This window comes from Ochrobactrum sp. AP1BH01-1, from assembly GCF_018066705.1.
GTDB lineage: Bacteria > Pseudomonadota > Alphaproteobacteria > Rhizobiales > Rhizobiaceae > Brucella.
In genome coordinates this window covers 400,336-424,644 of the sequence record NZ_JAGPOU010000002.1, presented here as the reverse complement: position 1 = coordinate 424,644, position 24,309 = coordinate 400,336, and the positions used below count along the sequence as shown (strand labels likewise).

Here is a 24,309-nt window from a genome sequence, read left to right as displayed (position 1 = left end):
GGTCATATGCCATCGTTCTCCCCAAGCCTTGAAAGGGCCCTGCATCAAGCCCTCACAATAGCAAACGAGCGGCATCACGAATATGCGACGCTCGAACATCTTTTGCTTGCCTTGATCGACGATCAGGATGCGGGCGCAGTGATGCGTGCCTGCAGCGTCGACCTTGAGCATCTCAAGCGTATCGTTACCGATTATATTGATCGCGAACTTGATAACCTGGTCACAGGTTATGACGAGGATTCCAAACCGACAGCTGCGTTTCAGCGCGTCATTCAGCGTGCGGTCATTCATGTGCAGTCCTCGAACCGTGAGGAAGTAACAGGCGCTAATGTGCTGGTTGCCATTTTTGCGGAACGGGAAAGCCATGCTGCCTACTTCCTCCAGGAACAGCAGATGACCCGTTATGATGCCGTGAACTACATTTCACACGGCATCTCGAAACGTCCGCAGAGCACCGAAACCCGCCCGCCGCGTGGTGCGGAGAGTGCCAGCGAAGAACGGACAAGCACGGAACAGGAAGAAAGTGCAAAGAAGAAGCAGGACGCGCTGTCTGCCTATTGCATTAACCTGAATGAGAAGGCCAAGGCTGGACGCATCGATCCGCTGATCGGGCGTGACAGCGAGATCAGCCGTACCATTCAGGTGCTCTGCCGCCGTTCAAAGAACAACCCGCTTTATGTGGGCGATCCGGGTGTCGGCAAAACCGCCATCGCTGAAGGTCTTGCCAAGCGGATCGTCGAAGGACAAGTGCCGGAAGCGCTTGCGGATGCGACGATCTTCTCGCTCGACATGGGCACGCTTCTGGCGGGAACGCGCTATCGCGGTGATTTCGAAGAGCGTCTGAAGCAGGTCGTCAAGGAGCTCGAAGAGTATCCGGGCGCGGTCCTGTTCATCGATGAGATTCATACGGTCATTGGCGCCGGCGCTACTTCGGGAGGCGCTATGGATGCGTCGAACCTGTTGAAGCCTGCGCTTTCATCGGGTGCCATTCGCTGCATCGGATCGACGACCTATAAGGAATATCGTCAGTTCTTCGAGAAAGACCGTGCGTTGGTGCGTCGTTTCCAGAAGATTGATGTCAATGAGCCGTCGATCCCGGATGCGATTGAAATCATGAAGGGGCTGAAGCCTTACTTCGAGGATTTCCATAAGGTTAAGTATACGGTCGATGCCATCAAGACGGCGGTGGAGTTGTCCGCGCGTTATATTTCGGATCGCAAACTGCCAGACAAGGCGATTGACGTGATCGATGAGACGGGTGCCAGCCAGATGCTGCTTCCTGAGAACAAGCGCAAGAAGACCATCGGCGTGAAGGAAATCGAGGCGACAATCGCAACGATGGCCCGTATCCCGCCGAAGTCGGTATCGAAGGATGATGAACAGGTTCTGTCGCATCTGGATGCTGAGCTGAAGCGTGTCGTCTATGGCCAGGATCTGGCGATCGAAGCCTTGTCGGCCTCGATCAAACTTGCTCGTGCGGGATTGCGCGAACCGGACAAGCCGATCGGCTCCTATCTGTTCTCCGGTCCAACCGGCGTCGGCAAGACGGAAGTCGCCAAGCAGCTGGCAAGTTCGCTCGGCGTAGAACTCCTGCGTTTCGACATGTCGGAATATATGGAGCGACACACCGTATCGCGACTGATCGGTGCACCTCCCGGCTATGTCGGCTTCGATCAGGGCGGTCTTCTGACCGATGGCGTCGATCAGCATCCGCATTGCGTGCTGCTGCTTGATGAAATCGAGAAGGCACATCCAGATTTGTTCAACATCCTGTTGCAGGTGATGGATCATGGCTCGCTGACCGATCACAACGGCAAGAAGATCGACTTCCGCAATGTGATCCTGATCATGACCACCAATGCTGGTGCATCGGATATGGCCAAGGCAGCAATCGGTTTCGGTTCCACGCGTCGCGAAGGCGACGACATGGAAGCGATCAACCGCCTGTTTACGCCGGAGTTCCGTAACCGGCTGGATGCGATTATTCCGTTCGGCCCGCTACCGGTTCCGGTCATTCATCAGGTTGTACAGAAGTTCGTGCTTCAGCTGGAAGCCCAACTTGCGGAACGCGGCGTGACTTTCGAACTGACCGAAGGAGCAATCGCCTGGCTGGCAGACAAGGGGTACGACGAGCGTATGGGTGCACGTCCGCTTGGCCGGGTTATCCAGGAGCATATCAAGAAGCCATTGGCGGATGAAGTGCTGTTCGGAAAACTCAAGCATGGCGGAACGGTCCGTGTGGATGTCGTGACGAAGCCGGACAGAAAGACCGATCTTTCGCTGGAAAGCGTTGCTGATAAGCCGGTAAACCCGAAAAAGGATATTCCGGCTGAGAAGAAACAGCCGCAACGCAGGAAGGCTGCGCCGAAGAAGGCAGAGAAGGAGAAGGTGCTGGCTGGTAAGGACGAACCCGCACCGAAGTCTTCCTCGCGGACTTCGGCGACCAAGTCTTCGGTGCCGAAAGTGCCACGCAAGAAATAACAATCAATCGAAACGGCCCTCCCTGAGGGCCGTTTTGTTTTGAGCATGGCCGGTGTGAACGAAAACTGAGGTTTTCTGATCTGGTCGGCTAAAAACCGGGTGCAACTTGCTCGAACCTTGCTCTAACGTGGCCCCATGCCACCGATTCATTCCGATAACCCCGAGCAAAATTCAGAAGGCCGTCGTCACATACGGTGGTTTTTACGTGGCTGCACGCGCATTTGCAGTATTCCAGCTCTATTATTGATGAGTTCGTTCGTCGGCTTTGCTGGGCTGGCAATCGAAAGCGGGATCACCGTTGTTCAGGCCGTTTTCATGACGCTGACCATCTGGGCGCTTCCGGCGAAGGTCGTCCTGATTGGTGCGATTAGCGCAGGCGTGGCTTTGCCTGCTGCAGCGCTCGCTGTTGGGCTGTCATCCGTGCGTTTGATGCCGATGGTGGTCGCGCTGCTTCCCGAGTTGCAGGGACCGAAAACGCGGAAAATGACGCTGGCCGCCCTTTGTCATTTTGTTGCCGTCACCGCCTGGGTGATGGCCATGGAAGAGCTTCGCAAGATTCCACGTGACATGCGGACCAGCTATTTTGCCGGGATCGGTGTGGTTCTGGTGGGAACCAATGCGATGGTCGTCGCCATCGTCTATTCGTTGTCGGCGTCTTTTCCGCCAATCGTTTTCGCTGCACTTTTCATGCTGACTCCGATGTATTTCCTGACCTCGCTCTGGCGGTCAGCCAGAGAACGGGCAGGGCAGGCTGCGATGATTTCCGGGATCGTTCTGTTTCCCATATTTCATCATCTGGCTCCGGGATATGATCTGCTGATTACGGGAATTCTCGGCGGGCTGATCGCTTTTGGTTTTCACCGAATGCGTCGCGTGTCGATGGGAGCCGCTGAATGAATTGGGATAGCTTTACGACCTGGTGGTGGCCGTTTCTTTTTATCCTGCTGGCCGGTGCGCTTCCAACCTATCTGTTCCGGCTGATGGGAGTGCTGGTTGGCGGGCGCGTACGGGAGGATTCTGAGGCTCTTGTTCTCGTGCGCTGCGTTGCAACCGCGCTGGTGGCAGGTGTTATCGCGCAGCTTATTCTCTATCCCAATGGAGAGTTGGCCAATTCGCCGCTGTGGCTGCGCGCTGGTTCAGCCGTGGCAGGATTTGCCGCTTTTCTCATCACCGGCAAGCGATTGCTCGTCGGTGTGCTGGTCGCGGAAATCCTGCTGGTTGCTGGTCTGCTTACACTTTGAAAGTGTGAGTCATATCAGAGCGCTGCGCGAATCTTTTCAGCATTTGCTGAAAGAACAGCCGCATCTTCCATCTGTCCGGTATGGGGCTTGAGCGCCACGCCTTCAAAGCGCGGGATCACATGGAAGTGCAGATGATAGACGGTCTGGCCGGATGCCGGTTCGTTGAACTGCATGACAGTTACGCCATCTGCATCGAATGCCTTCTTTACAGCCTGCGCGATTTTCTGCACCGCCTGAACGAGATTCGCGAGCGTTTCCGGCTTCGCGTCGAGCAGATTGCGGGAGGGCGCTTTTGGTACGACCAATGTATGGCCTGCTCCCTGCGGCATCACATCCATGAAGGCAACCACGTCGTCGGTTTCGTAAACACGCGTGGATGGGATTTCGCCGCGTAGAATCTTGGCGAAGATATTATTGTCGTCATAGGTCGCGGACATGCGATTCTCTCCAATGCGAAATGTTTGAACGGATCAGACCGTATCAAGCCGCGTTAGGCAAGACCGATAGGTTCAGGCATCTCTGAAGGGCGAGTGTTCCAGCAAAGCGCTTTGGATTTGTTCAACTTCGCGGCGCTCATGGTCGAGATAGTCGCGCACTGCGTTTCGAAAGCCTTCATGAACAATATAATGCGCCGAGTGGGTCGTGACCGGAACGTAACCGCGGGCGATTTTATGCTCGCCTTGTGCGCCAGCCTCCACGACACTCAGTTTTCGATCGATGGCAAAATCGATTGCCTGATGATAGCAAACCTCGAAATGCAGATAAGGGTGGTCTTCGATACAGCCCCAGTGGCGGCCGAAAAGGGTATCGCCGCCAATGAAGTTGATTGCACCGGCAATATAATGTCCGTTGCGCTTGGCCATGACGAGGAGGATGTCTTCCGCCATGCTTTCGCCGATAAGAGAAAAGAACCGCCTGTTTAGATAGGGGCGTCCCCATTTGCGGCTGCCTGTATCCATATAGAATGCAAAGAAATCGTCCCAGACCGCTTCGGTCAGATCACGCCCGGTCAGCCAATCGATTTCGATGCCGTCTGACAATGCCTCTCGCCGTTCCTTTTTCAGCGCCTTGCGCTTTCTGGACACCAGCTCATTAAGAAAATCATCATAGCTCCTAAAGCCATTGTTTTTGAAATGAAACTGCTGATCCGTGCGGTGGAGAAATCCTGCGCGTTCCAATGCAGATATCTCATCCGGCAACGCAAATGTAACATGCGCTGATGAGACGCCGGATTGATCTGCCAGTTCCCGGAGCCCGCCAGCCAGTGCCAGCCGAACGGTTTCGCTTTCATAGGCAATGTGATTGAGAAGGCGTGGTCCGGTGGCTGGTGTGAAAGGCACTGTGGCCTGAAATTTTGGATAGTATCGCCCGCCGGCGCGTTCGAACGCGTCGGCCCATCCATGGTCGAAGACATATTCTCCCTGACTATGCCCCTTCAGATAGTTCGGCACGGCCCCAATGAGGCGTCCTTTGTCGTCCTCCAGACGCAAATGGCGCGGAAGCCAGCCTGCGTTGCGCGAAACCGATCCCGATACTTCCATAGCGAGCAGGAAGTTGCGGCTAATGAAGGGATTGTAATGCGTGTCCTGCCGGGAAGCCCCGACAAGACTGTTCCATTCGTCTTCCGTGAATTCGCTGATATTCTCAACGACACGGAGAACGAAGCTTTGCTCATTCTGCGGATCTTCGTCGTTCACCGCTATTCCTTTGCCGTTACCACGCATATGTTGCTGCGCTCGGCATGTTGTCGTCAAGCCACGAGGGCGCGCGGATCGAAGCCTTCGAACGTGATCTGGTCGACATTGAGATCGCTATGCTTCTGCATGTCGCGATCTCGAACGGTCCAGCTGATCACGGGCATATGCAGTTTCTCCCGAACGAAGGTGACGAACGGGTTGGGCAGGTGATGCACATTATAGGATACGAAGGAAATGCCATGCGCAAGCATGGAGAAATGCCTTTCAAAATCTTCCGTGCGGGTACCTTCGGCGGTAAGTCCTCCCGGAATACCAGGCGCGTCTGCTGCAAAGCGGCGGACCAGGTGGTGATCGAAAGACATGATCGCGGCTTCGCCCTTATAAGATGCCAGTTCCCTGGCGACAGCGGCAACCAGCCCGTCGTCCTTGCCTTCTATGCCCTTCAACTCGATCACAAGAGGAACACGACCGTTGACCAGATCAAGCATCTGACGAAGCGTCGGCACGTGATCGGCGGTGCCGCCGACCTTGAGCGCGGTCGCTTCGGCAAGCGTCAAATTGCTGATGTAACCTTCGCGACCTGCGAGACGCTTCAACTCGTCGTCATGAAAGACGACCACGCCGCCATCGCGGGTGAGATGAACATCGCATTCAATAGCGAATCCCGCTTTGGCTGCTGCCTCAAACGCCGAAAGGGTGTTTTCCCAGCGTTCCTTGTTAAGATCGTGCAATCCACGATGGGCGACGGGGCGCTTTTTGATCCAGTCGACGGACGTCATGTCATGCAACCTCGATGATTGCTTCTATTTCGACAGGTGCGTTGAGCGGCAGGCTGGCAACGCCAACAGCCGAGCGGGCATGTTTGCCGGCGTCGCCGAGAACCGCCACGAGGAGATCCGATGCGCCGTTGGCAACAAGATGCTGTTCCACAAAGTCGGGGGTTGAGGCTACGAATGCGGTAATTTTTACAACCCGCTTGATGCGGCCGAGGTCGCCAAGCGCCGCCTTTGCCTGTGCAAGAATGTTGATGGCGCAGGCGCGTGCTGCCGCTTGTCCGTGTGCAACTGTCAACTCGTCTCCGATCTGACCCGTGTGCACCAGCTTGCCGCCTTCGAGTGGCAGCTGGCCTGAGGTGAGAAGCAAAGAGCCGCTTTGGGCAAAAGGAACGTAGTTTGCAGCGGGTGCGGCGGCTTCCGGGATGGATATACCCAGATTTTTAAGGCGGCTGTCGATCGTATCGGTCATTATATTAATCCTTGCTTGCAAAGGTACTTCGCGATCTACCTGTAAGCAGAATCGGTGAAGCTTTGGGGAAGGGTGCGTTTTTTGCCTCGCTTCCGCCACGAGTTTTTTTATCATGCTCGTCAACTCATCGGGAGATTCATGTATGCGTTTTTTCAAGAGTGCGGTTGCGGCGAGTGGAACGGCTGCTTGTATTTGGGCCGGATTTGCTGGTGCCGCGCAAGCGGCCTCGACGGTAACGTTGGTTCCACACCGCGCAGTCTATGATCTGACTCTGGATCGAGCTGATGAAAAATCCGGGATCAGCGGTCTGACCGGGCGCATGGTCTACGAGTTCAACGGATCGGCGTGTGAGGGCTACACCACCAATTTCCGTTTCGTGACCCGGATCGACATGGAAGAGCAGCCGCAACGCGTGACCGACCAGCAGACGACCACGTTCGAGGGGGCGGACGGAAAGAATTTCCGCTTCGTCAACAAGACCTTCGTGGATAAGGAACTGGTCAAGGAAGTGCGCGGCGACGCGAAGCTCGAGGGCGACAAGACCGTCGTCGAGTTGAGCAAGCCGAAGGAAAACAAGCTTGACCTCAAGGGAACGCAATTTCCGACCGGTCATATGGAAGAACTGATCGGCAAGGCGGAAGCCGGGCAGAAGTTCTACCAGACATCGCTGTTTGATGCTTCCGAAGATGCCGACCGGGTGGTTGCAACCACCGTTGTCGTCGGCAAGGAACAGGCGCTGCCGGACGATGAGACCAAAGTCATGGGCAAGTTTTCCAAGGATCAGGTCTGGCCGGTAACGATTGCCTATTTCGATGACAAGGAAAAGCAGGACGGCCTGCCGATCTACCGTATCAATTTCAAGCTTTATCGAAACGGGATTACCCGCGACCTCACAATGGATTATGGAGATTTCTCCATGCGCGGCAAGCTGGTGAAGCTTGACGTCTATGATACGGCAAAGCAGGCTGAAACCTGCAAATAGGCACGCTGACCGGCGTGTTTATCCGCCTGTTCGATGCTATATTGTGCGGACGACTTGCAATTTGCGGCGCGATCAGTTAACAGCGCGCCTATTCCACACACGGGATTGGGCTTTTGTCGGGAGAAATCCGGCAAAAACCTCCGGTGGCGAGAAATCGCCTCAGCCCGTGGAGGTTAAACCGGAAAAGGAAAATAAAGATGGCATTGCCTGATTTCAGCATGCGCCAGCTTCTGGAAGCTGGTGTTCACTTCGGCCACCAGACCCATCGCTGGAACCCGAAAATGGCACCATACATCTATGGTGACCGCAACAATATCCACATTCTCGATCTGTCCCAGACCGTTCCTCTGCTGCACAATGCGCTGAAGATCGTTTCGGACACGGTTGCTCGCGGCGGTCGCGTTCTGTTCGTCGGCACGAAGCGTCAGGCTTCGGACATCATCGCCGATGCTGCCAACCGTTCGGCACAGTATTACGTCAATGCACGCTGGCTCGGCGGCATGATGACCAACTGGAAGACGATCTCCAACTCGATCCAGCGTCTGCGCAAGCTCGACGAACTCCTGGCTGGCGAAGCTCAGGGCTTCACCAAGAAGGAACGCCTGAACCTCGAGCGCGAGCGTGAAAAGCTTGATCGCGCCCTCGGCGGTATCAAGGACATGGGTTCGGTTCCGGACCTGATGTTCATCATCGACACCAACAAGGAAGCGATCGCTATTCAGGAAGCCAAGCGTCTTGGTATCCCGGTTGTCGCCGTGATCGACTCGAACTGCGATCCGGACCAGATCGATTACCCGATCCCCGGCAACGATGACGCCGCACGCGCTATCGCTCTTTATTGCGATCTGATTGCTCGTGCAGCTCTTGACGGCATTGCACGTCAGCAGGGCGCAATGGGCATCGACATCGGCGCGCAGGCTGAGGCTCCGGTAGAGCCGGCCCTCGAAGCTCCGGCTGAAGGCGCTTAATCAGCGTATGATATCATCCATCCGTCATATCTGTGATAGGGCGGGTGGATAATCTCGTTTCATCCCGGCGCGAGATTGTGATTCCTGTAGTGCAATGCTCAGGTCAGGTCGCGATCCAGAAAACAAGCGCCGGTTAAATGTTGGCACACCCATCCGGTGTGCCTTCGCTTTCATGAAAGGCGACATCATGAGCATTTCCGCATCTCTCGTCAAAGAACTCCGCGACCTCACCGGCGCCGGCATGATGGACTGCAAGGCAGCACTTGCCGAAACCAATGGCGATATCGACGCCGCCGTTGACTGGCTGCGTGCGAAGGGTATTGCAAAGGCTGACAAGAAGGCTGGCCGTACGGCTGCTGAAGGTCTGGTCGGCGTTGCAGCCTCCGGCAACAAGGCTGTTGTTGTCGAAGTCAATTCCGAAACCGACTTCGTTGCCCGCAACGATGCTTTCCAGGATCTGGTCCGCAAGATCGCCCAGTCTGCTCTGTCGACCGATGGTTCGACCGAAGCTGTGGCCGATGCCAAGATCGATGGCAAGACCGTTACCGAAACGGCAAAGGACGCTGTTGCCACCATCGGTGAAAACATTGGCTTCCGCCGTTCGGCTGCGCTGACCGTCCCGCAGGGCGTTGTCGCGACCTACATCCACAACGGTGTTGCTGATGGCCTCGGCAAGCTTGGCGTTCTCGTTGCAATCGAAACCGCCGGCGACGCAGAAGCTGCAAATGCATTCGGTCGTCAGGTTGCCATGCACGTTGCTGCAATCAACCCGCTGGCTTTGACCGCCGAAGATGTCGACCCGGCTGCTGCCGAGCGCGAAAAGGCGATCTTCATCGAGCAGGCTCGCGAATCCGGCAAGCCGGACAATATCATCGAGAAGATGATCGAAGGCCGCATGCGCAAGTTCTATGAAGAAGTTGTTCTTCTTTCGCAGGCTTTCGTTATCAATCCTGACCTGACGGTCGCAGCTGCCCTCAAGGAAGCTGAAAAGACCATCGGTGCACCGGCCAAGATCACGGGCTTTGTCCGTATCGCTCTCGGTGAAGGCATCGAAAAGGAAGAAACCGATTTCGCTGCTGAAGTAGCTGCTGCTGCCAAGGGCTAAACGACCTGTTTTCAGCGCGATTTGTCCCGAAAGCCGGTTTTGGCTTTTCGGAATGCGCTGATTGCCTGAAAAGGCTTTTGATTGCGAAGGGCATCGCGTGACAACGCGGTGCCCTTCGTGTATCGGAACCCGAACACATCCACTTGATCACAATCTGCGGAGAGCATCCAATGTCAGGTCAACCCGCCTACAAACGCGTCCTTTTGAAAGCCTCGGGCGAGGCATTGATGGGCAGTCAGGGCTTTGGCATCGATGTTTCCGTTGCGGACCGTATAGCAAGCGATATCAAGCAGGCGCGGTCGCTCGGCGTGGAAGTTGGCGTCGTAATCGGCGGCGGCAATATTTTCCGCGGTGTCGCTGTGGCCTCCAAAGGAGGCGACCGCGTGACAGGCGATCACATGGGAATGTTGGCCACGGTCATCAATTCGCTCGCGCTGCGTACCTCCCTGCATAAGATTGGTGTCGATTCTGTTGTACTCTCGGCCATCGCCATGCCTGAAATCTGTGAGAGCTTCTCGCAGAGACAGGCTACGGCCTATATGGATGAGGGTAAGGTTGTGATTTTTGCTGGCGGTACCGGAAATCCTTTCTTCACGACGGACTCGGCTGCGGCTCTTCGCGCTGCGGAAATCGAGGCGGACGCGCTTTTGAAGGGCACGCAGGTCGACGGAATTTATTCCGCCGATCCGAAAAAAGATCCGAACGCAACGCGTTTCGATCGCCTGACCCACAAAGAAGTTCTCGATCGCGGGCTCGCGGTCATGGATACAGCCGCTGTTGCCCTTGCGCGTGAGAACAACATTCCGATAATAGTCTATTCCATCCATGAAAACGGCGGCTTGGCCGAAATTCTGCAAGGCAAGGGGCGCTGCACGATCGTTTCCGATAATTGATCGACCCTTGCTGCGTATCGAAGGAGAAAATGCATGAGTGATGCTTTCGACATCAACGACCTGAAACGCCGCATGGAAGGCGCAATCAACTCTTTGAAGCATGATCTTGGTGGCCTGCGTACGGGCCGTGCTTCCGCAAGTTTGCTGGAGCCGATCGTCATCGAAGCCTATGGCTCGACAATGCCGATCAACCAGGTCGCAAATATTACCGTTCCCGAATCGCGTATGCTTTCGGTTTCCGTCTGGGACAAGAGCATGGTGGGCGCCGTGGAACGCGCAATTCGCGATTCAGGTCTCGGTCTCAATCCTATCACCGATGGGACGACGCTGCGCATTCCACTGCCGGAATTGAACGAACAGCGCCGCAAGGAATTGGTCAAGATCGCGCATCAATATGCTGAGCAGGGTCGCATCGCTGCTCGCCATGTGCGCCGCGACGGCATGGACACGCTGAAAAAGCTGGAGAAAGACAGCCTCATCAGTCAGGATGACAGCCGCGTTCTGTCTGAAAAAGTGCAGAAGCTGACCGACGAAACCATCGCAGAGATGGACAAGATCGTTGCAGTGAAAGAAGGGGAGATCATGCAGGTCTAGGACTTGCATGATTTTCATTGAAGGAGAGCTTCGCCATGTCCGATCCGCGCCACATCGCCATTATCATGGATGGCAATGGCCGTTGGGCGAAGGCACGCAACCTTCCTCGAAGTGCCGGGCACAGGGCAGGTGTGGAAGCTCTTCGCGAGACTGTACGGGCAGCCGGGGATCGTGGCCTCGGCTACCTTACATTGTTTGCTTTCTCTTCAGAGAACTGGTCCCGCCCGAGCGGTGAGGTAAATGACCTCCTGGGTTTGCTGAAGATTTTCATTCGTCGCGATCTCGCGGAGCTCCACCGCAATAATGTGCGGGTCAGCATTATCGGTGAGCGCGAAGAGCTTGCCGCCGATATCCGAACGTTATTGGCCGAAGCGGAAACACTTACCCATCGCAATACCGGCCTCAACTTGATCATAGCGTTCAACTACGGTTCCCGCGACGAGATTGTCCGTGCCGTGCGAAGCCTGGCGCGCGATGTCGCCGCCGGCCTGCTTGATCCGGCTTCTATTTCCGCTGAGCTGATTTCCGCAAATCTTGATACGGCGGGGATACCAGATCCGGATCTTATCATTCGCACGAGCGGGGAAATGCGCCTGTCGAATTTTCTGCTCTGGCAAGCGGCATATTCAGAGTTTCTGTTTCTGCCCATTCATTGGCCAGATTTCCGCTCGTCGGACCTTGATGCAGCCTATGAGGCTTTCCGCCAGCGTGAGCGTCGATTCGGCGGTGTCGAGGTGCGCGCCGCACTTGAACAACTCGAAGAAGAAATCGCATGCCCTTCGACCAAGGGGGCGGCAGTCTAAAGTGGTTCCCAAGAGTCGGAACCACTGAAAATGCTCTGTTAAGGCGCAAGCCGGTCCGTCGAAAGGCCTCAATGTCTAATCTGCAAACCCGTATCATTACCGCTATTGTTCTCGGTGCAGCCGCCTTGTGGTTGACATGGGTGGGCGGTTTGGGTTTCACGCTCTTCTCGATTGCCATTGGATTGGCCATGTTCCACGAGTGGACGAGCTTGACCGCGCCGAAGCAGACATTGTTTTCGCAGGTGTTCGGCTGGGGATGGCTGGCGCTTACCAGCATTCTGCTCGTTATGGACCGAAGCGCATTGTTGACGATTGGCGTTCTGACAGCGGGTGCTCTCGTACTTTTGCTTACCCAATGGCGGGTAGGGCGCGGCTGGTCGGCAGCAGGACTATTCTATGCGGGTTTCTCTGCCGTGTCGCTTTCGCTCCTGCGGGGCGACGAACCGTTCGGCTTCACGGCCATTGTTTTTCTTTTCGCGGTTGTCTGGTCCACCGATATCGCAGCCTATTTTAACGGACGGGCATTGGGCGGGCCGAAACTGGCACCGCGCTTTTCGCCGAACAAAACATGGTCCGGCGCTATTGGTGGTGCCGCTGCTGCCGTGGCGGGGGGAATTTTGGTGGCCTCTCTGGTGGCCGCTCCTGGCAGCTGGCTGCTGCCGCTGCTCGCATTGCTGCTCTCTATCGTTTCGCAGATCGGTGATCTTGCAGAATCATGGGTAAAGCGACAGTTCGGAGCAAAGGATTCAGGGCATCTTCTGCCGGGGCATGGTGGTGTTCTGGATCGCGTTGATGGACTTGTAGCGGCTGCCGCACTTTTGTACCTGTTTGGTGCAATTTTCGCCGAGCCGGACGTACCGTCTGCGATTTTCTTCAGTTTCTAAGGGCGCGAGAGAATTGTTCGATTCAGATGGTTTTTCGGCAGCCCGCTAGTGTTTTGTAAGGAGCAGTGATTTGCAGGAGGCGTTGGCCTTTTTCTTCGGCGGCGAAAGCCTGCTTGTGGGGACCATCATCCCATTTCTCTTTGTTTTGACCGTTGTGGTCTTTGTTCACGAAATGGGCCACTATCTGGTTGCGCGCTGGTGCGGCATCGGTTCACAGGCATTTTCCATCGGCTTTGGGCCGGAGTTGATCGGATTCACGGATAAGCACGGAACGCGATGGAAGATTTCGGCCATTCCGCTTGGCGGCTACGTCAAATTTATCGGTGACGAGAGCGCCACGAGTTCTCCTGTGGACATTAATAATGCAAGCCTGAGCGCGGATGAGCAGCGAAGGGCGTTCCATACCCAACCTGTCTGGAAGCGCGCGGCAACCGTTTTTGCCGGACCTGCTTTCAATATTATTCTGACGATTGTTATTTTCAGCGTTTTCTTCGCACTTTATGGTCGCCAGATTTCCGATCCGCTTATCGCTGGCGTTCAGCCTGGCAGTCCGGCTGCTGAAGCGGGGTTTGAAGCCGGAGATCGCTTTATCAGTGTTGATGGTGAAAAGATCACCACTTTTTCGGACGTGCAGCGCATCGTATCGGGACGAGCCGGCGACAAGCTGAATTTCACTGTCGAGCGTAATGGTAAGATGGTTGACCTCGAGGCCGTTCCAGCAATTGTCGAGCGCACCGACCCACTTGGAAACAAGATCAAGCTTGGCGCTATCGGTGTGGAAACCACTGAAGCTGTAGGCAATTTCCGCCGGATTGAATATGGCCCGCTCGAATCAGTGGGACAAGCTGTCATGGAAACAGGCTATATTATCAGCCGGACGGGAGAGTTCTTTCAGCGTTTCGCGGTGGGACGTGAGGATAAATGCCAGCTTGGTGGCCCGGTAAAGATCGCCAATATGGCCGGCAAGGCGGCTAGCCAGGGCTTTGATTGGCTCGTCCAACTGATGGCGATGTTGTCTGTCGGCATCGGGCTTTTGAACCTGTTTCCGCTGCCTCCGCTGGACGGTGGTCATCTGGTTTTTTATGCGGTAGAGGCCATAAAGGGTAGTCCGGTGTCTGCCGCAGCGCAGGAAATTTTCTATCGTGCCGGCTTCCTACTTGTTATGGGATTCATGGGGTTCGTACTTTTCAACGACCTGTTTGCCTGCTAGATGACTCTCCGGCTGGCTCAGGTGGTGACCTTGGGGATCGGTGCAGGCTGGGAGTTCCAGTCGGTAAACCGCTATGATGCGTTTCTTCTCCGGCGAGGACCGGGGAAGGTGTTAAACAGAAATGAAAGTTGGGAGTGACTGCTGGAAAAGCTAAGCGATTTGTTTACCATAACACCTAAATCGCGTGGCGCGGATGCCACGCTGGTTGCTTAAGTAAACAGAATTTAACCGTGACGCTTGCTTGTATGGAAAAACCGGGTATGACGGTTGTATCTGTACGTGCTTTTCTGGGTTAATCGCCCCGGGGACAGAAAGAAACGAAGGTTCGGAAAGCCTATGACGGCAAGTTCTAAATTCTTTGGCGCCGCTTCTGCGCTCGCCATGTCAGTGGCTCTTGTGGCTTCGGGTACTGCTGCACTCTCGCTGGCTTCGGTCAACGTTGCCGAGGCTGCTGTCGTTAGCCGTATCGAGGTGCGTGGCAATACTCGCGTCGACGCGCAATCCATCCGCGACAATATTGATATTCGTCCGGGCAAGGCCTTCACCAGCGCCGATATTGATGCTGCGGTGAAGCGTCTGTTCGCGATGGGCCTGTTCTCTGATGTTCGCATCAATCAGTCCGGCAGCACGCTGGTTGTGAACGTTACCGAGCGTTCGGTTGTCAATAACGTGCTTTTCCAGGGCAACAAGAAGATCAAGGACCCTGATCTTGCTCGGGCCGTTCAGCTCAAGGCTCGCTCGCCTTACGATGCTGCAACGATGGAGGCCGATGTTGAGGCTATCAAGGGAGCTTACGCACATATCGGGCGCAGCGATGCGACCGTCAATGCGCGTACCGTTGATCTCGGTCAGGGCCGTGTAAACGTTGTTTATGAAATCAACGAAGGTTCCCGCACGAAGATCGCCAATGTCGATTTCGTCGGCAATCAGGCGTTCGGTTCCCGTCGTCTGCGTGATGTGATCTCGACCAAGCGTTCGAATCCGCTTTCGTGGCTGACACGTAATGACGTCTACGACGAAGGTCGTCTTCAGGCTGACGAGGAAACGCTCCGTCGTTTCTATTATAATCGCGGCTATGCAGATTTCCGCGTCGTCTCGTCCAATGCTGTTCTCGATCCTTCGACAAACGAATACACAATCACCATCACGGTTGATGAAGGTCAGCGCTATACGTTTGGCAATGTAAGCGTTGAGAGCAACGTCTCTGGCGTTGATGGACAGGCTCTGGATCATCTGGTCAAGACGCGTTCCGGTAAGCCTTACAGCGCCAAGGAAATCGAAGATTCTGTTCTCGCGGTTACCGAGAATGTTGCCGGCAGTGGTTACGCCTTTGCGAAGGTTGAACCTCGCGGTGATCGCGATTTTGAAAATCACACGATTTCCGTTGTTTATAGCGTCGATGAAGGTCCGCGCGCTTACATTCAGCGCATTGAAATCCGCGGCAACGACAAGACTCGTGATTTCGTGATTCGCCGCGAATTTGACGTGAATGAAGGTGATGCCTTCAATCAGGTCATGGTGCAGCGTGCGAAGCGCCGTCTTGAAGCGCTTGATTTCTTCCAGACGGTCAATATCTCGACCGCGCCTGGCTCCGAGCCGGATCAGGTGATTCTGGTAGTCGATGTCGTTGAAAAGTCGACTGGTGAATTCTCGATTGGCGGCGGCTATACAACGGGTGGTGAATCACCTGGCGCACAGGTCGAAGCTGCTATCACCGAGCGTAACTTCCTCGGGCGCGGCCAGTATATCCGTATCAGCGCTGGTGCCGGTCAGGACGATATGCGCAATTACGGTCTGTCGTTCACGGAGCCTTATTTCCTTGGCTATCGTCTGTCGGCTGGCTTTGACGTCTTCCGTCGCACGTACCGCGTGAATGACGATTACGATGTCGAACAGACTGGTGGAACGATCCGTTTTGGTCTGCCGATTACGGACAACTTCTCCGCAGGTATCGCGTATAACCTCGTTCAGGAAAAGTATGACCTGTTCCGTGCTGATCGGGAGGATTATTACGCACCGGCGTTGTTGGAAGCTGCTGAGCATAGCCCATGGCTCCGTTCGTCGATCAGCTATTCGCTGACCTACAACTCCATCGACGACATGAAGAATCCGCATGACGGTCTTTATGGCAAGTTCACGCAGGAATTTGCTGGTCTCGGTGGTGACGCGAAGTATATCAAGACGACTGCTAAGGCTAACTACTACAAGACGCTTTCTCAGGAAGCCGACATTGTAGGTATGCTGGGCGTTGGCGGTGGTTATATCCACGAGTTTGGCAATGATGGCGTCCGCATCTTCGACTTGTTCAAAAACAATTCGGACATCATTCGCGGCTTCAAGTTCAACGGTATTGGTCCTTACCAGGATTCTGACAGCGGCAAACGTTACTGGCTGGGCGGAACGACCTATTTCAACGGTACTGCTGAAGTTCAGTTCCCGATGCCGCTCGTTCCGGAAAGCCTGGGTATCCGTGGTGCTCTGTTTGCGGATGCGGCAACGCTTTACGGTAATAATACCGATGGCGCTCTTGGCGACGACAAGAAGCTTCGGGCCTCGGCCGGTATCAGCTTGATGTGGGCTTCGCCGTTTGGTCCTCTGCGCTTCGACTATGCGTTCCCGATTGCGAAGGCTGACACCGACAAGGTTCAGAACTTCAACTTCGGTGTTTCGACCAAGTTCTAATAGATTTGCCTTTTCCCGGGGTATAACAACCCCGGGAAAGAAAGTGTTTTGATGGCAGATCCTGTTTTTTTCGCGCCTTCGCGTGAACTCACGATTGGCGATATCGCAGATTATACCGGTGCAAGACTTCGTGATCCGAAGCTTGCGCCGCGTTCTGTTGCGCGCCTATCTTCTCTTAAAGATGCAGATGAGGGTTCTCTTGTCTTCGTTGAAGGCAAAAAGAATGCCGACGGGCTTTCATCGATCAATGCGGCCGGGGTTCTGTGCACGGAAACTGTGGCGGACATCGTACCGTCGCACATAGCTGCACTGGTTACCCGCAATCCTCAGCGAGACTTTGCCTCGGTGGGGCGGATGCTGTTTCCTGCGTCGGTCAGGCCGGTAAGCTGGTTCGGGGAAACAGGTGTTTCTGCGGCTGCGATCATTCACCCAACTGCGCATATCGAGGATGGCGCAACCATCGAAGCCGGAGCCGTGATCGGCAAGGGCGTTACAGTCGGCAGCGGTACGTTGATTGCGTCGACGGCGGTCATCGGCGAAGGCAGCCAGATCGGGCGCAACAGCTATATTGCGCCGGGCGTTACCGTGCAGTGTGCCTTTATTGGCAATCAGGTCTCGCTTCATGCCGGCGTTCGGATCGGACAAGATGGTTTCGGCTACGTTCCGGGTCCTACCGGTCTGGAAAAAGTTCCTCAGCTCGGCAGGGTCATTATTCAGGACAATGTCGAGATTGGCGCCAATACCACGGTGGATCGCGGCTCGTTGAATGACACCGTTATCGGTGAAGGTACCAAGATCGACAACCTTGTCCAGATCGCACATAACGTGCGGATCGGCCGTTTTTGTATCATAGCCGCGCATTGCGGCATTTCCGGCAGTTGCGTCATCGGTGACCAGACAATGCTGGGCGGACGTGTGGGACTGGCCGATCATTTGATTATCGGCTCACGCGTGCAGGTTGCTGCGGCAAGCGGCGTTATGAATGACATACCCGATGGTGAGCGCTGGGGCGGCATCCCCGCGCGGCCTATCAAGCAGTGGTTCCGCGATATTGCGAACATCCGCAGCATCGGGCAATCGAGAAAGGAGCAATCCTCTGATGAGTGATGCAAATCAGACCAAGCTGGAAGCAGCAGATATCCAGGACATTCTGGCAGTTCTGCCGCATCGCTATCCGTTTTTGCTGATTGACCGGATTGTCGACATTGACGGTGACGTTTCTGCGACAGGCATCAAGAATGTGACGATAAACGAGCCCCATTTTACAGGCCATTTTCCTGAAAAGCCGATTATGCCGGGCGTATTGATTGTCGAAGCCATGGCACAAACAGCTGGCGCCATTTCCCTGCTTCAGCGCAAGACCGGGCGTCCCGGTGTGGTCTATTTCATGACCATCGACAATGCGAAGTTCCGTCGTCCAGTCATACCTGGAGACAGGCTTTTGCTTCATGTCAAGAAAATCAAGCAGCGTGCAAATATCTCTAAATATGAATGCGTTGCGGAAGTTGATGGTGTGAAGGTTGCGGAAGCTGAAGTCGCTGCCATGATCAGCACAGCTGAAGAAAACCAGTGAGCATATCAATGAAAGAAACAATCATTCACCCCACCGCTCTCGTAGAGCAGGGCGTGGAACTAGGGCAGGGTGTGTCTGTCGGCCCCTTCTGTCACATTCAGTCTGGCGCCGTCATTGGCGACAATTCGGAATTGATGAGCCATGTCGTGGTAACAGGCGCAACGATGCTTGGTGCGGGCGCTAAGGTCTATCCGCACGCTGTTTTGGGATGCGATCCGCAGAACAACAAGCATAAGGGCGGTCCCACCAAGCTGAACATTGGCGTGAACTGCGTGATCCGCGAAGGTGTGACCATGCACAAAGGGTCGGACAGCGCGCGGGGATATACTTCGGTCGGCGATAACTGTTCGTTTCTGGCTTATGCGCATGTAGCGCATGATTGCGACATTGGCGATTACGTCACATTTTCCAACAACGTGATGATCGGCGGTCACACGACGATCGGGCACCACGCCATTCTGGGCGGCGGGGCTGCTATCCATCAGTTTGTGCGCATTGGTCACCACGCTTTCGTTGGCGGCATGGCTGCTGTCGTAAGCGATCTCATCCCTTACGGCATGGCGATTGGCGTGCATGCTCATCTTGGCGGATTGAATATTGTCGGTATGAAGCGCTCCGGCATGGAGCGCAAAGAAATTCATAATCTGCGCCATGCTGTTCGCATGCTGTTCGACCGTACAAAGCCAATTCGTGACCGTGCCAAGGACGTCCTGATTGCGATACCGGGTTCACCGGCTGTCGTTGACATGATCGACTTCATCAATGTCGATACCAAGCGTGCCTACTGTACACCTCCGCTCGATGCGGTGCATGGCGGGGCCGGACATGACAGCGGCGAAGATTGAGAAAACGCAGCGTCTCGCAGACCATGCGGGGCGCGTTGCCATTATCGCCGGGAATGGCCTGCTGCCGATCAATGTGGCAGAGGCTTTGGCGGCAGCGGGAACCTCTCCCTTCCTCGTGCCGCTGCGAGGAGAGGCAGACCCGATACTTTATAGGTATGAGCATCAGGAAATTTCGATCGTAGAGTTCGCAAAGCTGGTGCGCTCGATGAAAGCCGCGGGAGTGGACCGCGTCGTTCTCGCCGGCGGCGTGACAAGTCGCCCTCATGTCAGTGACCTCAAGCTTGACTGGCCTACAATGCGTGCCGTGCCTTATGTACTGCGCGCGCTAGGACAAGGCGATGACGCGCTATTGCGTGCATTTATAGGCCTGCTGGAATCTTTTGGCTTTAAAGTCGTCGGCGCTCATGAGGTCGTTCCAGATTTGCTTTCCCCTTCACCTGCTCAAATTCTAACTCGAGCAATGCCAGATGCCCGGGAACGCCATAATCTTGAACTAGCGATGGAATCTGCACTTCGCTTGGGCGATCTCGATGTCGGGCAGGGCGCGGTTGCGGTCGGGGGACGTGTTGTCGCTTTGGAAGGAGCGGAAGGCACGGATCAGATGATCGAACGCGTGCGCGAATTGCGTGCAGCTGGCCGCATCCCTCGTCGAGGTGGTGTTCTCGTCAAGATGGCAAAGCCGCAACAGGATGAGAGAGCTGATCTGCCGACCATCGGGATTTCGACCGTCGAGAATGCCGCAAAAGCGGGATTATCGGGAATAGCGGTTGAGGCGGGCAGGACATTCATTCTAGGCTTCGGTGAAACCGTCGCTGCGGCAAACGACAAAGGTCTCTTCATAGAGACAGTCAGTCGCGAGAAAAAGGATGTCAGGAAGTGAGCACCAACAGCCGGCCTCTGAAAATAGCAATCGTGGCCGGGGAAGAATCCGGTGATCTTCTTGGCGCCGATCTGATTGATGCACTGCGAAGCCAGACAGACCGGCTTGTCGATATAGTCGGGGTGGGTGGCGATCATCTCGCAGCCCGGGGCATGAAATCTTTCTTTGACCCGCACGAGATTGCACTTATGGGATTGGGCGCAATCCTGAAGAATTTGCCGGGGCTGATGCGGCGTATCGGCCAGACCGCGCAACGCATCATTGCGGAAAAGCCGGATTGTGTTCTTCTGATCGACAGTCCCGAGTTCACGCACCGTGTTGCCCAAAAGATCAGGGCAGCGAATGCGTCCATTCCCATTGTAAAATATATAGCGCCGAGTGTGTGGGCCTGGCGACCGCAGCGTGCCCGGTCGATGAAAGCCTATTTTGACCACGTGCTGACTATTCTTCCGTTTGAGGCGGATGTCATGCAACAGTTGAGCGGACCGAGCGCGACCTATGTCGGGCACCGCTTGTCCAGTTATAGGCCAATATTGCAGGCACGGGCTGAACAAAAAAATCTGGAACTGCAACGGACTAACGAAACCCGGAAAACGCTGCTTGTTCTACCTGGGTCTCGCCGTACTGAAATCCAGATGCTGATGGAACCGTTCGGCGAGGCCGTTGGCGAGCTTGCTACCCGAACCGAAAAGCTCGATGTGATATTGCCGACGTTACCGCGCATTGAAGAAATGGTGCGGGATCTTTCGAAGAATTGGGCTGTCAAACCGCTTATTGTGCTGGGTGACGAGGAAAAGTGGAAAGCTTTTTCCAAGGCTGATGCGGCGCTTGCCGCTTCCGGAACGGTTTCGCTGGAACTGGCTCTGTCACGTATCCCAACTGTGCTTTCCTACAAGGCGGACTGGTTTGCACGCAAGTTTCTGATGCCCAAGATTACGATCTGGAGCGCAGCGCTGCCCAATATTATCGCCGACGAGCCGGTCGTGCCTGAATATTTCAATGAGTTCGTTCGTCCCGGAATGCTTGCCCGAAATCTTGAGCGGCTGATGCAGCCCGGGTCGGCACGGCAGGCGCAACTCGATGGCTTCGACAAGGTTGCTTCGATTATGGCGACGGAGCGGCCGTCTGGCGAGATTGGTGCCCGGGTAATTCTGGAACTGGCAGGCAATTCAAGGAGCTAACCACAGAGCAGCTCCCGCTTTTGGATGATATACTCAAGGCATGAAAAAACCCGGTTGTTTTGGCAACCGGGTTTTTTTGTGCAGACCTGATACTTATTTGCGCTTGGCGAGCGGCACGTAATCGCGCTCGGCAGCGCCGGTATAAAGCTGGCGCGGACGACCGATCTTCTGCTGTGGATCTTCGATCATTTCCTTCCACTGTGCGACCCAACCGACGGTGCGAGCAAGTGCAAAGAGAACCGTGAACATTTCGGTCGGGAAGCCGAGAGCCTTCAACGTGATGCCGGAATAGAAGTCGATGTTCGGATAAAGCTTCTTCTCAATGAAGTATTCGTCCGTCAACGCGATCTTTTCGAGTTCCATTGCGACGTCGAGCAACGGATCGTCCTTGATGCCGAGTTCGCCCAGAACTTCATGGCAGGTCTTCTGCATGATCTTGGCGCGCGGATCGTAATTCTTGTAGACGCGGTGACCGAAGCCCATCAGACGGAACGGGTCGTTCTTGTCCTTTGCACGGGCGATGAATTCAGGAATGCGATCGACAGAGCCAATTTCAGCCAGCATGTTGAGCGCGGCTTCATTCGCGCCGCCATGGGCAGGGCCCCAGAGGCAGGCGACGCCGGCAGCGATACATGCAAATGGATTGGCGCCCGAAGAGCCGGCAAGACGCACGGTCGAGGTTGAGGCGTTCTGTTCATGATCCGCGTGGAGGATGAAGATGCGGTCCATCGCACGCGCCAGAACCGGATTGACCTTGTAGTCCTCGCACGGAACACCAAAGCACATGTGCAGGAAGTTCGACGCGAAATCGAGGTCGTTCTTCGGGTACATGAACGGCTGGCCAATATGGTACTTGTAGGCCATGGCAGCAAGCGTCGGAACCTTGGCGATCAGACGGATCGATGCGACCATACGCTGATGCGGATCGGTGATATCGGTCGAGTCGTGATAGAATGCCGACATCGCACCGACGCAGCCGACCATTACGGCCATAGGATGAGCATCACGGCGGAAACCCGTAAAGAACTTCGTCATTTGCTCGTGAATCATCGTGTGGCGCGTCACACGATAGTCGAAGTCAGACTTCTGGGTTGCGGTCGGCAGTTCGCCGTACAGAAGCAGATAGCAGGTTTCAAGAAAATCACCATGCTCGGCGAGCTGATCAATCGGATATCCGCGATAGAGCAGGGTACCTTCATCACCATCGATGTAAGTGATCTTGGATTCGCACGATGCCGTGGACGTGAAGCCCGGATCGTAGGTGAACATCTGGGAATTCTTATAAAGTGGACCAATATCAACGACGTCTGGTCCGACAGTGCCTTGTCGCACAGGCAGGTCGAATGTTTTGCCTTCTAGTGTAAAGCTGGCTGTCCTATCTGACATCGTGTTTCCTTTCATGTCCACTTTGCCGCCCGCACGACGGCAGAATTGTAATCGTCGCTATAATTTGTCTTTTATCTCTTGGAATGGCCCCCGCCCCTTAGGGGACCATCAGCGTTCACGCATTATCCTAACGATTTTGCTCGTCAAACTATCCCAAACGGTCTGCGATGCAATGCGTAATTTGAACTATTTACGCCGCTTTTGTCACGTCAGCGTGAATGCTCCCACCTTAAACGATTTGATCGCGAATACGCCCGAGGGACTCTTCCCGTCCAAGAACAAAAAGCACGTCGAACACTCCCGGAGAGGTGGCGCGACCGGTCAGTGCCGCGCGCAAGGGCTGTGCAATCTTGCCGAGTTTCAGACCGGTCTTTTCGGCGTGAGTCCTCACAACGGCGTCGAGAGAATCGACCGTCCAATCGGTCGCTGCTTCCAGATCCGGCAGTACGGATTTGAGTACACCACGACCTTCGTCATTCAGGAGGGAGGCTGCCTTCTCATCAAGGTCTAGGGGACGAGCAGCGAAGATGAACTTCGATCCGTCAGCAAGCTCCACCAGAGTTTTGGCGCGATCCTTCAAGCCAGGCATCGCGGCGAGCAATTGTGCGCTGCGCTTATCGTCCAGCGCATCGGCAATTTCCTGGCCACCCTCGATCTCCGGCAGAACAGCAACAAGTGCATCATAGAGCGCCCGGTCGTCGCTGGCGCGCATATAGACGCCGTTGATCGCCTCCAGCTTCTGAAAATCGAAACGGGCTGCTCCTTTGTTGATGTCTTTCACATCGAACCAGTCGATCATCTGTTCGGTCGACATGATCTCGTCGTCGCCATGGCTCCAGCCGAGGCGCACGAGATAGTTGCGCAGGGCCGCAGGCAGATAGCCCATCGCACGGTAGGCGTCCACACCCAGAGCGCCGTGACGCTTGGAGAGTTTTGCGCCGTCAGCACCATGGATAAGCGGGATATGCGACATCTGCGGCACGTCCCAGCCCATCGCGTTGTAGATGACGGTCTGCCTTGCGGCATTGGTCAGATGATCGTCGCCGCGAATAATGTGCGTCACGCCCATATCGTGATCGTCGACAACGACCGCATGCATGTAGGTGGGCGTGCCATCGGAGCGCAGGATGATGAAATCGTCGAGATCCTTGTTCGGGAAGCGCACATCGCCCTGCACGGCATCCTGCACGAGGGTTTCGCCTTCCTGCGGCGCCTTGATGCGGATAACCGGCTTTACGCCTGCAGGTGCTTCAGACGGATCACGATCACGCCAGCGACCATCATAGCGCGGCGGACGGCCATCGGCCCGCGCTTTCTCGCGCATTTCATCCAGTTCTTCTGGTGTGGCGTAGCAATAATAGGCCTTGCCAAGAGCGACGAGCTCTTCCGCAACTTCTCGGTGGCGAGGCGCGCGCTCGAACTGCGAGATGGCTTCACCATCCCAATCCAGACCCAGCCAGGTCAGCCCATCGAGAATGGCAGCCGTCGCGGCGTCGGTGGAACGTTCCCGGTCGGTGTCTTCGATACGCAGCAGCATCTTGCCGCCGTTGTGCTTGGCATAAAGCCAGTTGAACAAAGCAGTGCGCGCACCGCCAATGTGCAGATACCCCGTGGGCGAAGGGGCAAAACGGGTAACGACCGGTTTCGACATGATAGCTC

At 55.3% G+C, this 24,309-nt stretch carries 23 protein-coding genes; 17 read left to right on the top strand and 6 right to left on the bottom strand.

What is annotated here, in order from left to right; translation table 11 throughout:
* The first annotated feature begins 6 nt into the window (after positions 1–6).
* The 3 genes from clpA to J9800_RS07365 all read left to right on the top strand — a co-directional run bounded on the left by clpA (position 7) and on the right by J9800_RS07365 (position 3,722).
* The gene (clpA, locus tag J9800_RS07375; RefSeq protein ID WP_114215268.1) at positions 7–2,481 is read left to right on the top strand and encodes an ATP-dependent Clp protease ATP-binding subunit ClpA; all 2,475 of its coding nucleotides are present in this window, start codon (positions 7–9) and stop codon (positions 2,479–2,481) included.
* 135 nt (positions 2,482–2,616) lie between these two features.
* Positions 2,617–3,378 carry an AzlC family ABC transporter permease gene (locus tag J9800_RS07370; RefSeq protein ID WP_114215269.1) on the top strand — a complete coding sequence of 254 codons (762 nt, stop codon included), beginning with the start codon at positions 2,617–2,619 and terminating at the stop codon, positions 3,376–3,378.
* Positions 3,375–3,722 carry an AzlD domain-containing protein gene (locus J9800_RS07365; RefSeq protein WP_112591641.1) on the top strand — a complete coding sequence of 116 codons (348 nt, stop codon included), beginning with the start codon at positions 3,375–3,377 and terminating at the stop codon, positions 3,720–3,722. Before J9800_RS07370 ends, J9800_RS07365 begins: the two co-directional genes overlap by 4 nt.
* A 14-nt stretch (positions 3,723–3,736) precedes the next feature.
* Here the strand turns inward: J9800_RS07365 and J9800_RS07360 are convergent, their stop codons facing one another.
* The 4 genes from J9800_RS07360 to J9800_RS07345 all read right to left on the bottom strand — a co-directional run bounded on the left by J9800_RS07360 (position 3,737) and on the right by J9800_RS07345 (position 6,664).
* Positions 3,737–4,159 (bottom strand): HIT family protein, encoded by a 423-nt coding sequence (locus J9800_RS07360; RefSeq protein ID WP_112591643.1) that lies wholly within the window; start codon positions 4,157–4,159, stop codon positions 3,737–3,739.
* 72 nt (positions 4,160–4,231) lie between these two features.
* Positions 4,232–5,419 (bottom strand): GNAT family N-acetyltransferase, encoded by a 1,188-nt coding sequence (locus tag J9800_RS07355; protein WP_114215270.1) that lies wholly within the window; start codon positions 5,417–5,419, stop codon positions 4,232–4,234.
* A gap of 53 nt (positions 5,420–5,472) precedes the next feature.
* Positions 5,473–6,198 carry a glycerophosphodiester phosphodiesterase gene (locus J9800_RS07350; RefSeq protein WP_114215271.1) on the bottom strand — a complete coding sequence of 242 codons (726 nt, stop codon included), beginning with the start codon at positions 6,196–6,198 and terminating at the stop codon, positions 5,473–5,475.
* A gap of 1 nt (position 6,199) precedes the next feature.
* On the bottom strand, positions 6,200–6,664 hold the full coding sequence (locus J9800_RS07345; protein ID WP_114215272.1) for a RidA family protein: 465 nt from the start codon (positions 6,662–6,664) through the stop codon (positions 6,200–6,202).
* 142 nt (positions 6,665–6,806) lie between these two features.
* Here J9800_RS07345 and eipB point away from each other — a divergent pair, with 142 nt between their 5' ends.
* From eipB to lpxB, 14 genes are all read left to right on the top strand, one after another.
* Positions 6,807–7,646 carry a cell envelope integrity protein EipB gene (gene eipB / locus J9800_RS07340; protein WP_114215273.1) on the top strand — a complete coding sequence of 280 codons (840 nt, stop codon included), beginning with the start codon at positions 6,807–6,809 and terminating at the stop codon, positions 7,644–7,646.
* 197 nt (positions 7,647–7,843) lie between these two features.
* Complete coding sequence (rpsB, locus tag J9800_RS07335; protein WP_006466952.1) at positions 7,844–8,614, top strand: 30S ribosomal protein S2; 771 nt, start codon at positions 7,844–7,846, stop codon at positions 8,612–8,614.
* Positions 8,615–8,801: 187 nt separating this feature from the next.
* Positions 8,802–9,719, top strand: coding sequence for a translation elongation factor Ts (tsf, locus tag J9800_RS07330; protein ID WP_114215697.1), 918 nt, complete (start codon positions 8,802–8,804; stop codon positions 9,717–9,719).
* A gap of 170 nt (positions 9,720–9,889) precedes the next feature.
* Positions 9,890–10,612 (top strand): UMP kinase, encoded by a 723-nt coding sequence (gene pyrH, locus J9800_RS07325; RefSeq protein ID WP_114215274.1) that lies wholly within the window; start codon positions 9,890–9,892, stop codon positions 10,610–10,612.
* A 33-nt stretch (positions 10,613–10,645) separates the two neighbouring features.
* A complete protein-coding gene (frr, locus tag J9800_RS07320) occupies positions 10,646–11,206 on the top strand; it encodes a ribosome recycling factor (RefSeq protein ID WP_006466949.1) in 561 nt (186 codons plus the stop codon).
* 35 nt (positions 11,207–11,241) lie between these two features.
* Positions 11,242–12,009, top strand: a complete 768-nt coding sequence (locus J9800_RS07315) for an isoprenyl transferase (protein WP_112591656.1) — start codon at positions 11,242–11,244, stop codon at positions 12,007–12,009.
* Between the two features lie 71 nt (positions 12,010–12,080).
* Positions 12,081–12,893, top strand: a complete 813-nt coding sequence (locus tag J9800_RS07310) for a phosphatidate cytidylyltransferase (protein WP_114215275.1) — start codon at positions 12,081–12,083, stop codon at positions 12,891–12,893.
* 70 nt (positions 12,894–12,963) lie between these two features.
* Positions 12,964–14,103 carry an RIP metalloprotease RseP gene (gene rseP / locus J9800_RS07305; RefSeq protein WP_114215276.1) on the top strand — a complete coding sequence of 380 codons (1,140 nt, stop codon included), beginning with the start codon at positions 12,964–12,966 and terminating at the stop codon, positions 14,101–14,103.
* Between the two features lie 336 nt (positions 14,104–14,439).
* A complete protein-coding gene (gene bamA / locus J9800_RS07300) occupies positions 14,440–16,785 on the top strand; it encodes an outer membrane protein assembly factor BamA (RefSeq protein WP_114215277.1) in 2,346 nt (781 codons plus the stop codon).
* 51 nt (positions 16,786–16,836) lie between these two features.
* Complete coding sequence (gene lpxD, locus J9800_RS07295) at positions 16,837–17,892, top strand: UDP-3-O-(3-hydroxymyristoyl)glucosamine N-acyltransferase (protein WP_114215278.1); 1,056 nt, start codon at positions 16,837–16,839, stop codon at positions 17,890–17,892.
* Entirely contained in the window at positions 17,885–18,358 is a 474-nt protein-coding gene (fabZ, locus tag J9800_RS07290) for a 3-hydroxyacyl-ACP dehydratase FabZ (protein WP_112591665.1), read from the top strand. The genes lpxD and fabZ overlap by 8 nt, the downstream gene beginning before the upstream one ends.
* An 8-nt stretch (positions 18,359–18,366) precedes the next feature.
* Complete coding sequence (gene lpxA, locus J9800_RS07285; protein WP_114215279.1) at positions 18,367–19,203, top strand: acyl-ACP--UDP-N-acetylglucosamine O-acyltransferase; 837 nt, start codon at positions 18,367–18,369, stop codon at positions 19,201–19,203.
* The gene (locus J9800_RS07280; protein ID WP_114215280.1) at positions 19,184–20,083 is read left to right on the top strand and encodes an LpxI family protein; all 900 of its coding nucleotides are present in this window, start codon (positions 19,184–19,186) and stop codon (positions 20,081–20,083) included. The genes lpxA and J9800_RS07280 overlap by 20 nt, the downstream gene beginning before the upstream one ends.
* Complete coding sequence (gene lpxB / locus J9800_RS07275; protein WP_114215281.1) at positions 20,080–21,264, top strand: lipid-A-disaccharide synthase; 1,185 nt, start codon at positions 20,080–20,082, stop codon at positions 21,262–21,264. The genes J9800_RS07280 and lpxB overlap by 4 nt, the downstream gene beginning before the upstream one ends.
* A gap of 93 nt (positions 21,265–21,357) precedes the next feature.
* On the opposite strand, the gene gltA is transcribed toward lpxB, so the two are convergent.
* Together gltA and gltX are read right to left on the bottom strand one after the other, a co-directional pair.
* Positions 21,358–22,650: a citrate synthase gene (gltA, locus tag J9800_RS07270; RefSeq protein ID WP_061346486.1), complete on the bottom strand. Its 1,293-nt coding sequence runs from the start codon at positions 22,648–22,650 to the stop codon at positions 21,358–21,360.
* 229 nt (positions 22,651–22,879) lie between these two features.
* A complete protein-coding gene (gene gltX / locus J9800_RS07265; protein ID WP_114215282.1) occupies positions 22,880–24,301 on the bottom strand; it encodes a glutamate--tRNA ligase in 1,422 nt (473 codons plus the stop codon).
* Positions 24,302–24,309 lie beyond the last annotated feature (8 nt).

Bases quoted from the DNA above. Each gene is read 5' to 3' on its own strand.
- lpxA (WP_114215279.1), top strand. From the start codon at position 18,367: ATGAAAGAAACAATCATTCACCCCACCGCTCTCGTAGAGCAGGGCGTG.
- J9800_RS07365 (WP_112591641.1), top strand. From the start codon at position 3,375: ATGAATTGGGATAGCTTTACGACCTGGTGGTGGCCGTTTCTTTTTATC.
- J9800_RS07350 (WP_114215271.1), bottom strand. From the start codon at position 6,198: ATGACGTCCGTCGACTGGATCAAAAAGCGCCCCGTCGCCCATCGTGGA.
- J9800_RS07370 (WP_114215269.1), top strand. From the start codon at position 2,617: ATGCCACCGATTCATTCCGATAACCCCGAGCAAAATTCAGAAGGCCGT.
- gltX (WP_114215282.1), bottom strand. From the start codon at position 24,301: ATGTCGAAACCGGTCGTTACCCGTTTTGCCCCTTCGCCCACGGGGTAT.
- J9800_RS07315 (WP_112591656.1), top strand. From the start codon at position 11,242: ATGTCCGATCCGCGCCACATCGCCATTATCATGGATGGCAATGGCCGT.
- J9800_RS07280 (WP_114215280.1), top strand. From the start codon at position 19,184: ATGACAGCGGCGAAGATTGAGAAAACGCAGCGTCTCGCAGACCATGCG.
- J9800_RS07310 (WP_114215275.1), top strand. From the start codon at position 12,081: ATGTCTAATCTGCAAACCCGTATCATTACCGCTATTGTTCTCGGTGCA.
- bamA (WP_114215277.1), top strand. From the start codon at position 14,440: ATGACGGCAAGTTCTAAATTCTTTGGCGCCGCTTCTGCGCTCGCCATG.
- tsf (WP_114215697.1), top strand. From the start codon at position 8,802: ATGAGCATTTCCGCATCTCTCGTCAAAGAACTCCGCGACCTCACCGGC.
- J9800_RS07345 (WP_114215272.1), bottom strand. From the start codon at position 6,664: ATGACCGATACGATCGACAGCCGCCTTAAAAATCTGGGTATATCCATC.
- fabZ (WP_112591665.1), top strand. From the start codon at position 17,885: ATGAGTGATGCAAATCAGACCAAGCTGGAAGCAGCAGATATCCAGGAC.
- clpA (WP_114215268.1), top strand. From the start codon at position 7: ATGCCATCGTTCTCCCCAAGCCTTGAAAGGGCCCTGCATCAAGCCCTC.
- rpsB (WP_006466952.1), top strand. From the start codon at position 7,844: ATGGCATTGCCTGATTTCAGCATGCGCCAGCTTCTGGAAGCTGGTGTT.
- pyrH (WP_114215274.1), top strand. From the start codon at position 9,890: ATGTCAGGTCAACCCGCCTACAAACGCGTCCTTTTGAAAGCCTCGGGC.
- J9800_RS07360 (WP_112591643.1), bottom strand. From the start codon at position 4,159: ATGTCCGCGACCTATGACGACAATAATATCTTCGCCAAGATTCTACGC.
- gltA (WP_061346486.1), bottom strand. From the start codon at position 22,650: ATGTCAGATAGGACAGCCAGCTTTACACTAGAAGGCAAAACATTCGAC.
- frr (WP_006466949.1), top strand. From the start codon at position 10,646: ATGAGTGATGCTTTCGACATCAACGACCTGAAACGCCGCATGGAAGGC.
- lpxD (WP_114215278.1), top strand. From the start codon at position 16,837: ATGGCAGATCCTGTTTTTTTCGCGCCTTCGCGTGAACTCACGATTGGC.
- eipB (WP_114215273.1), top strand. From the start codon at position 6,807: ATGCGTTTTTTCAAGAGTGCGGTTGCGGCGAGTGGAACGGCTGCTTGT.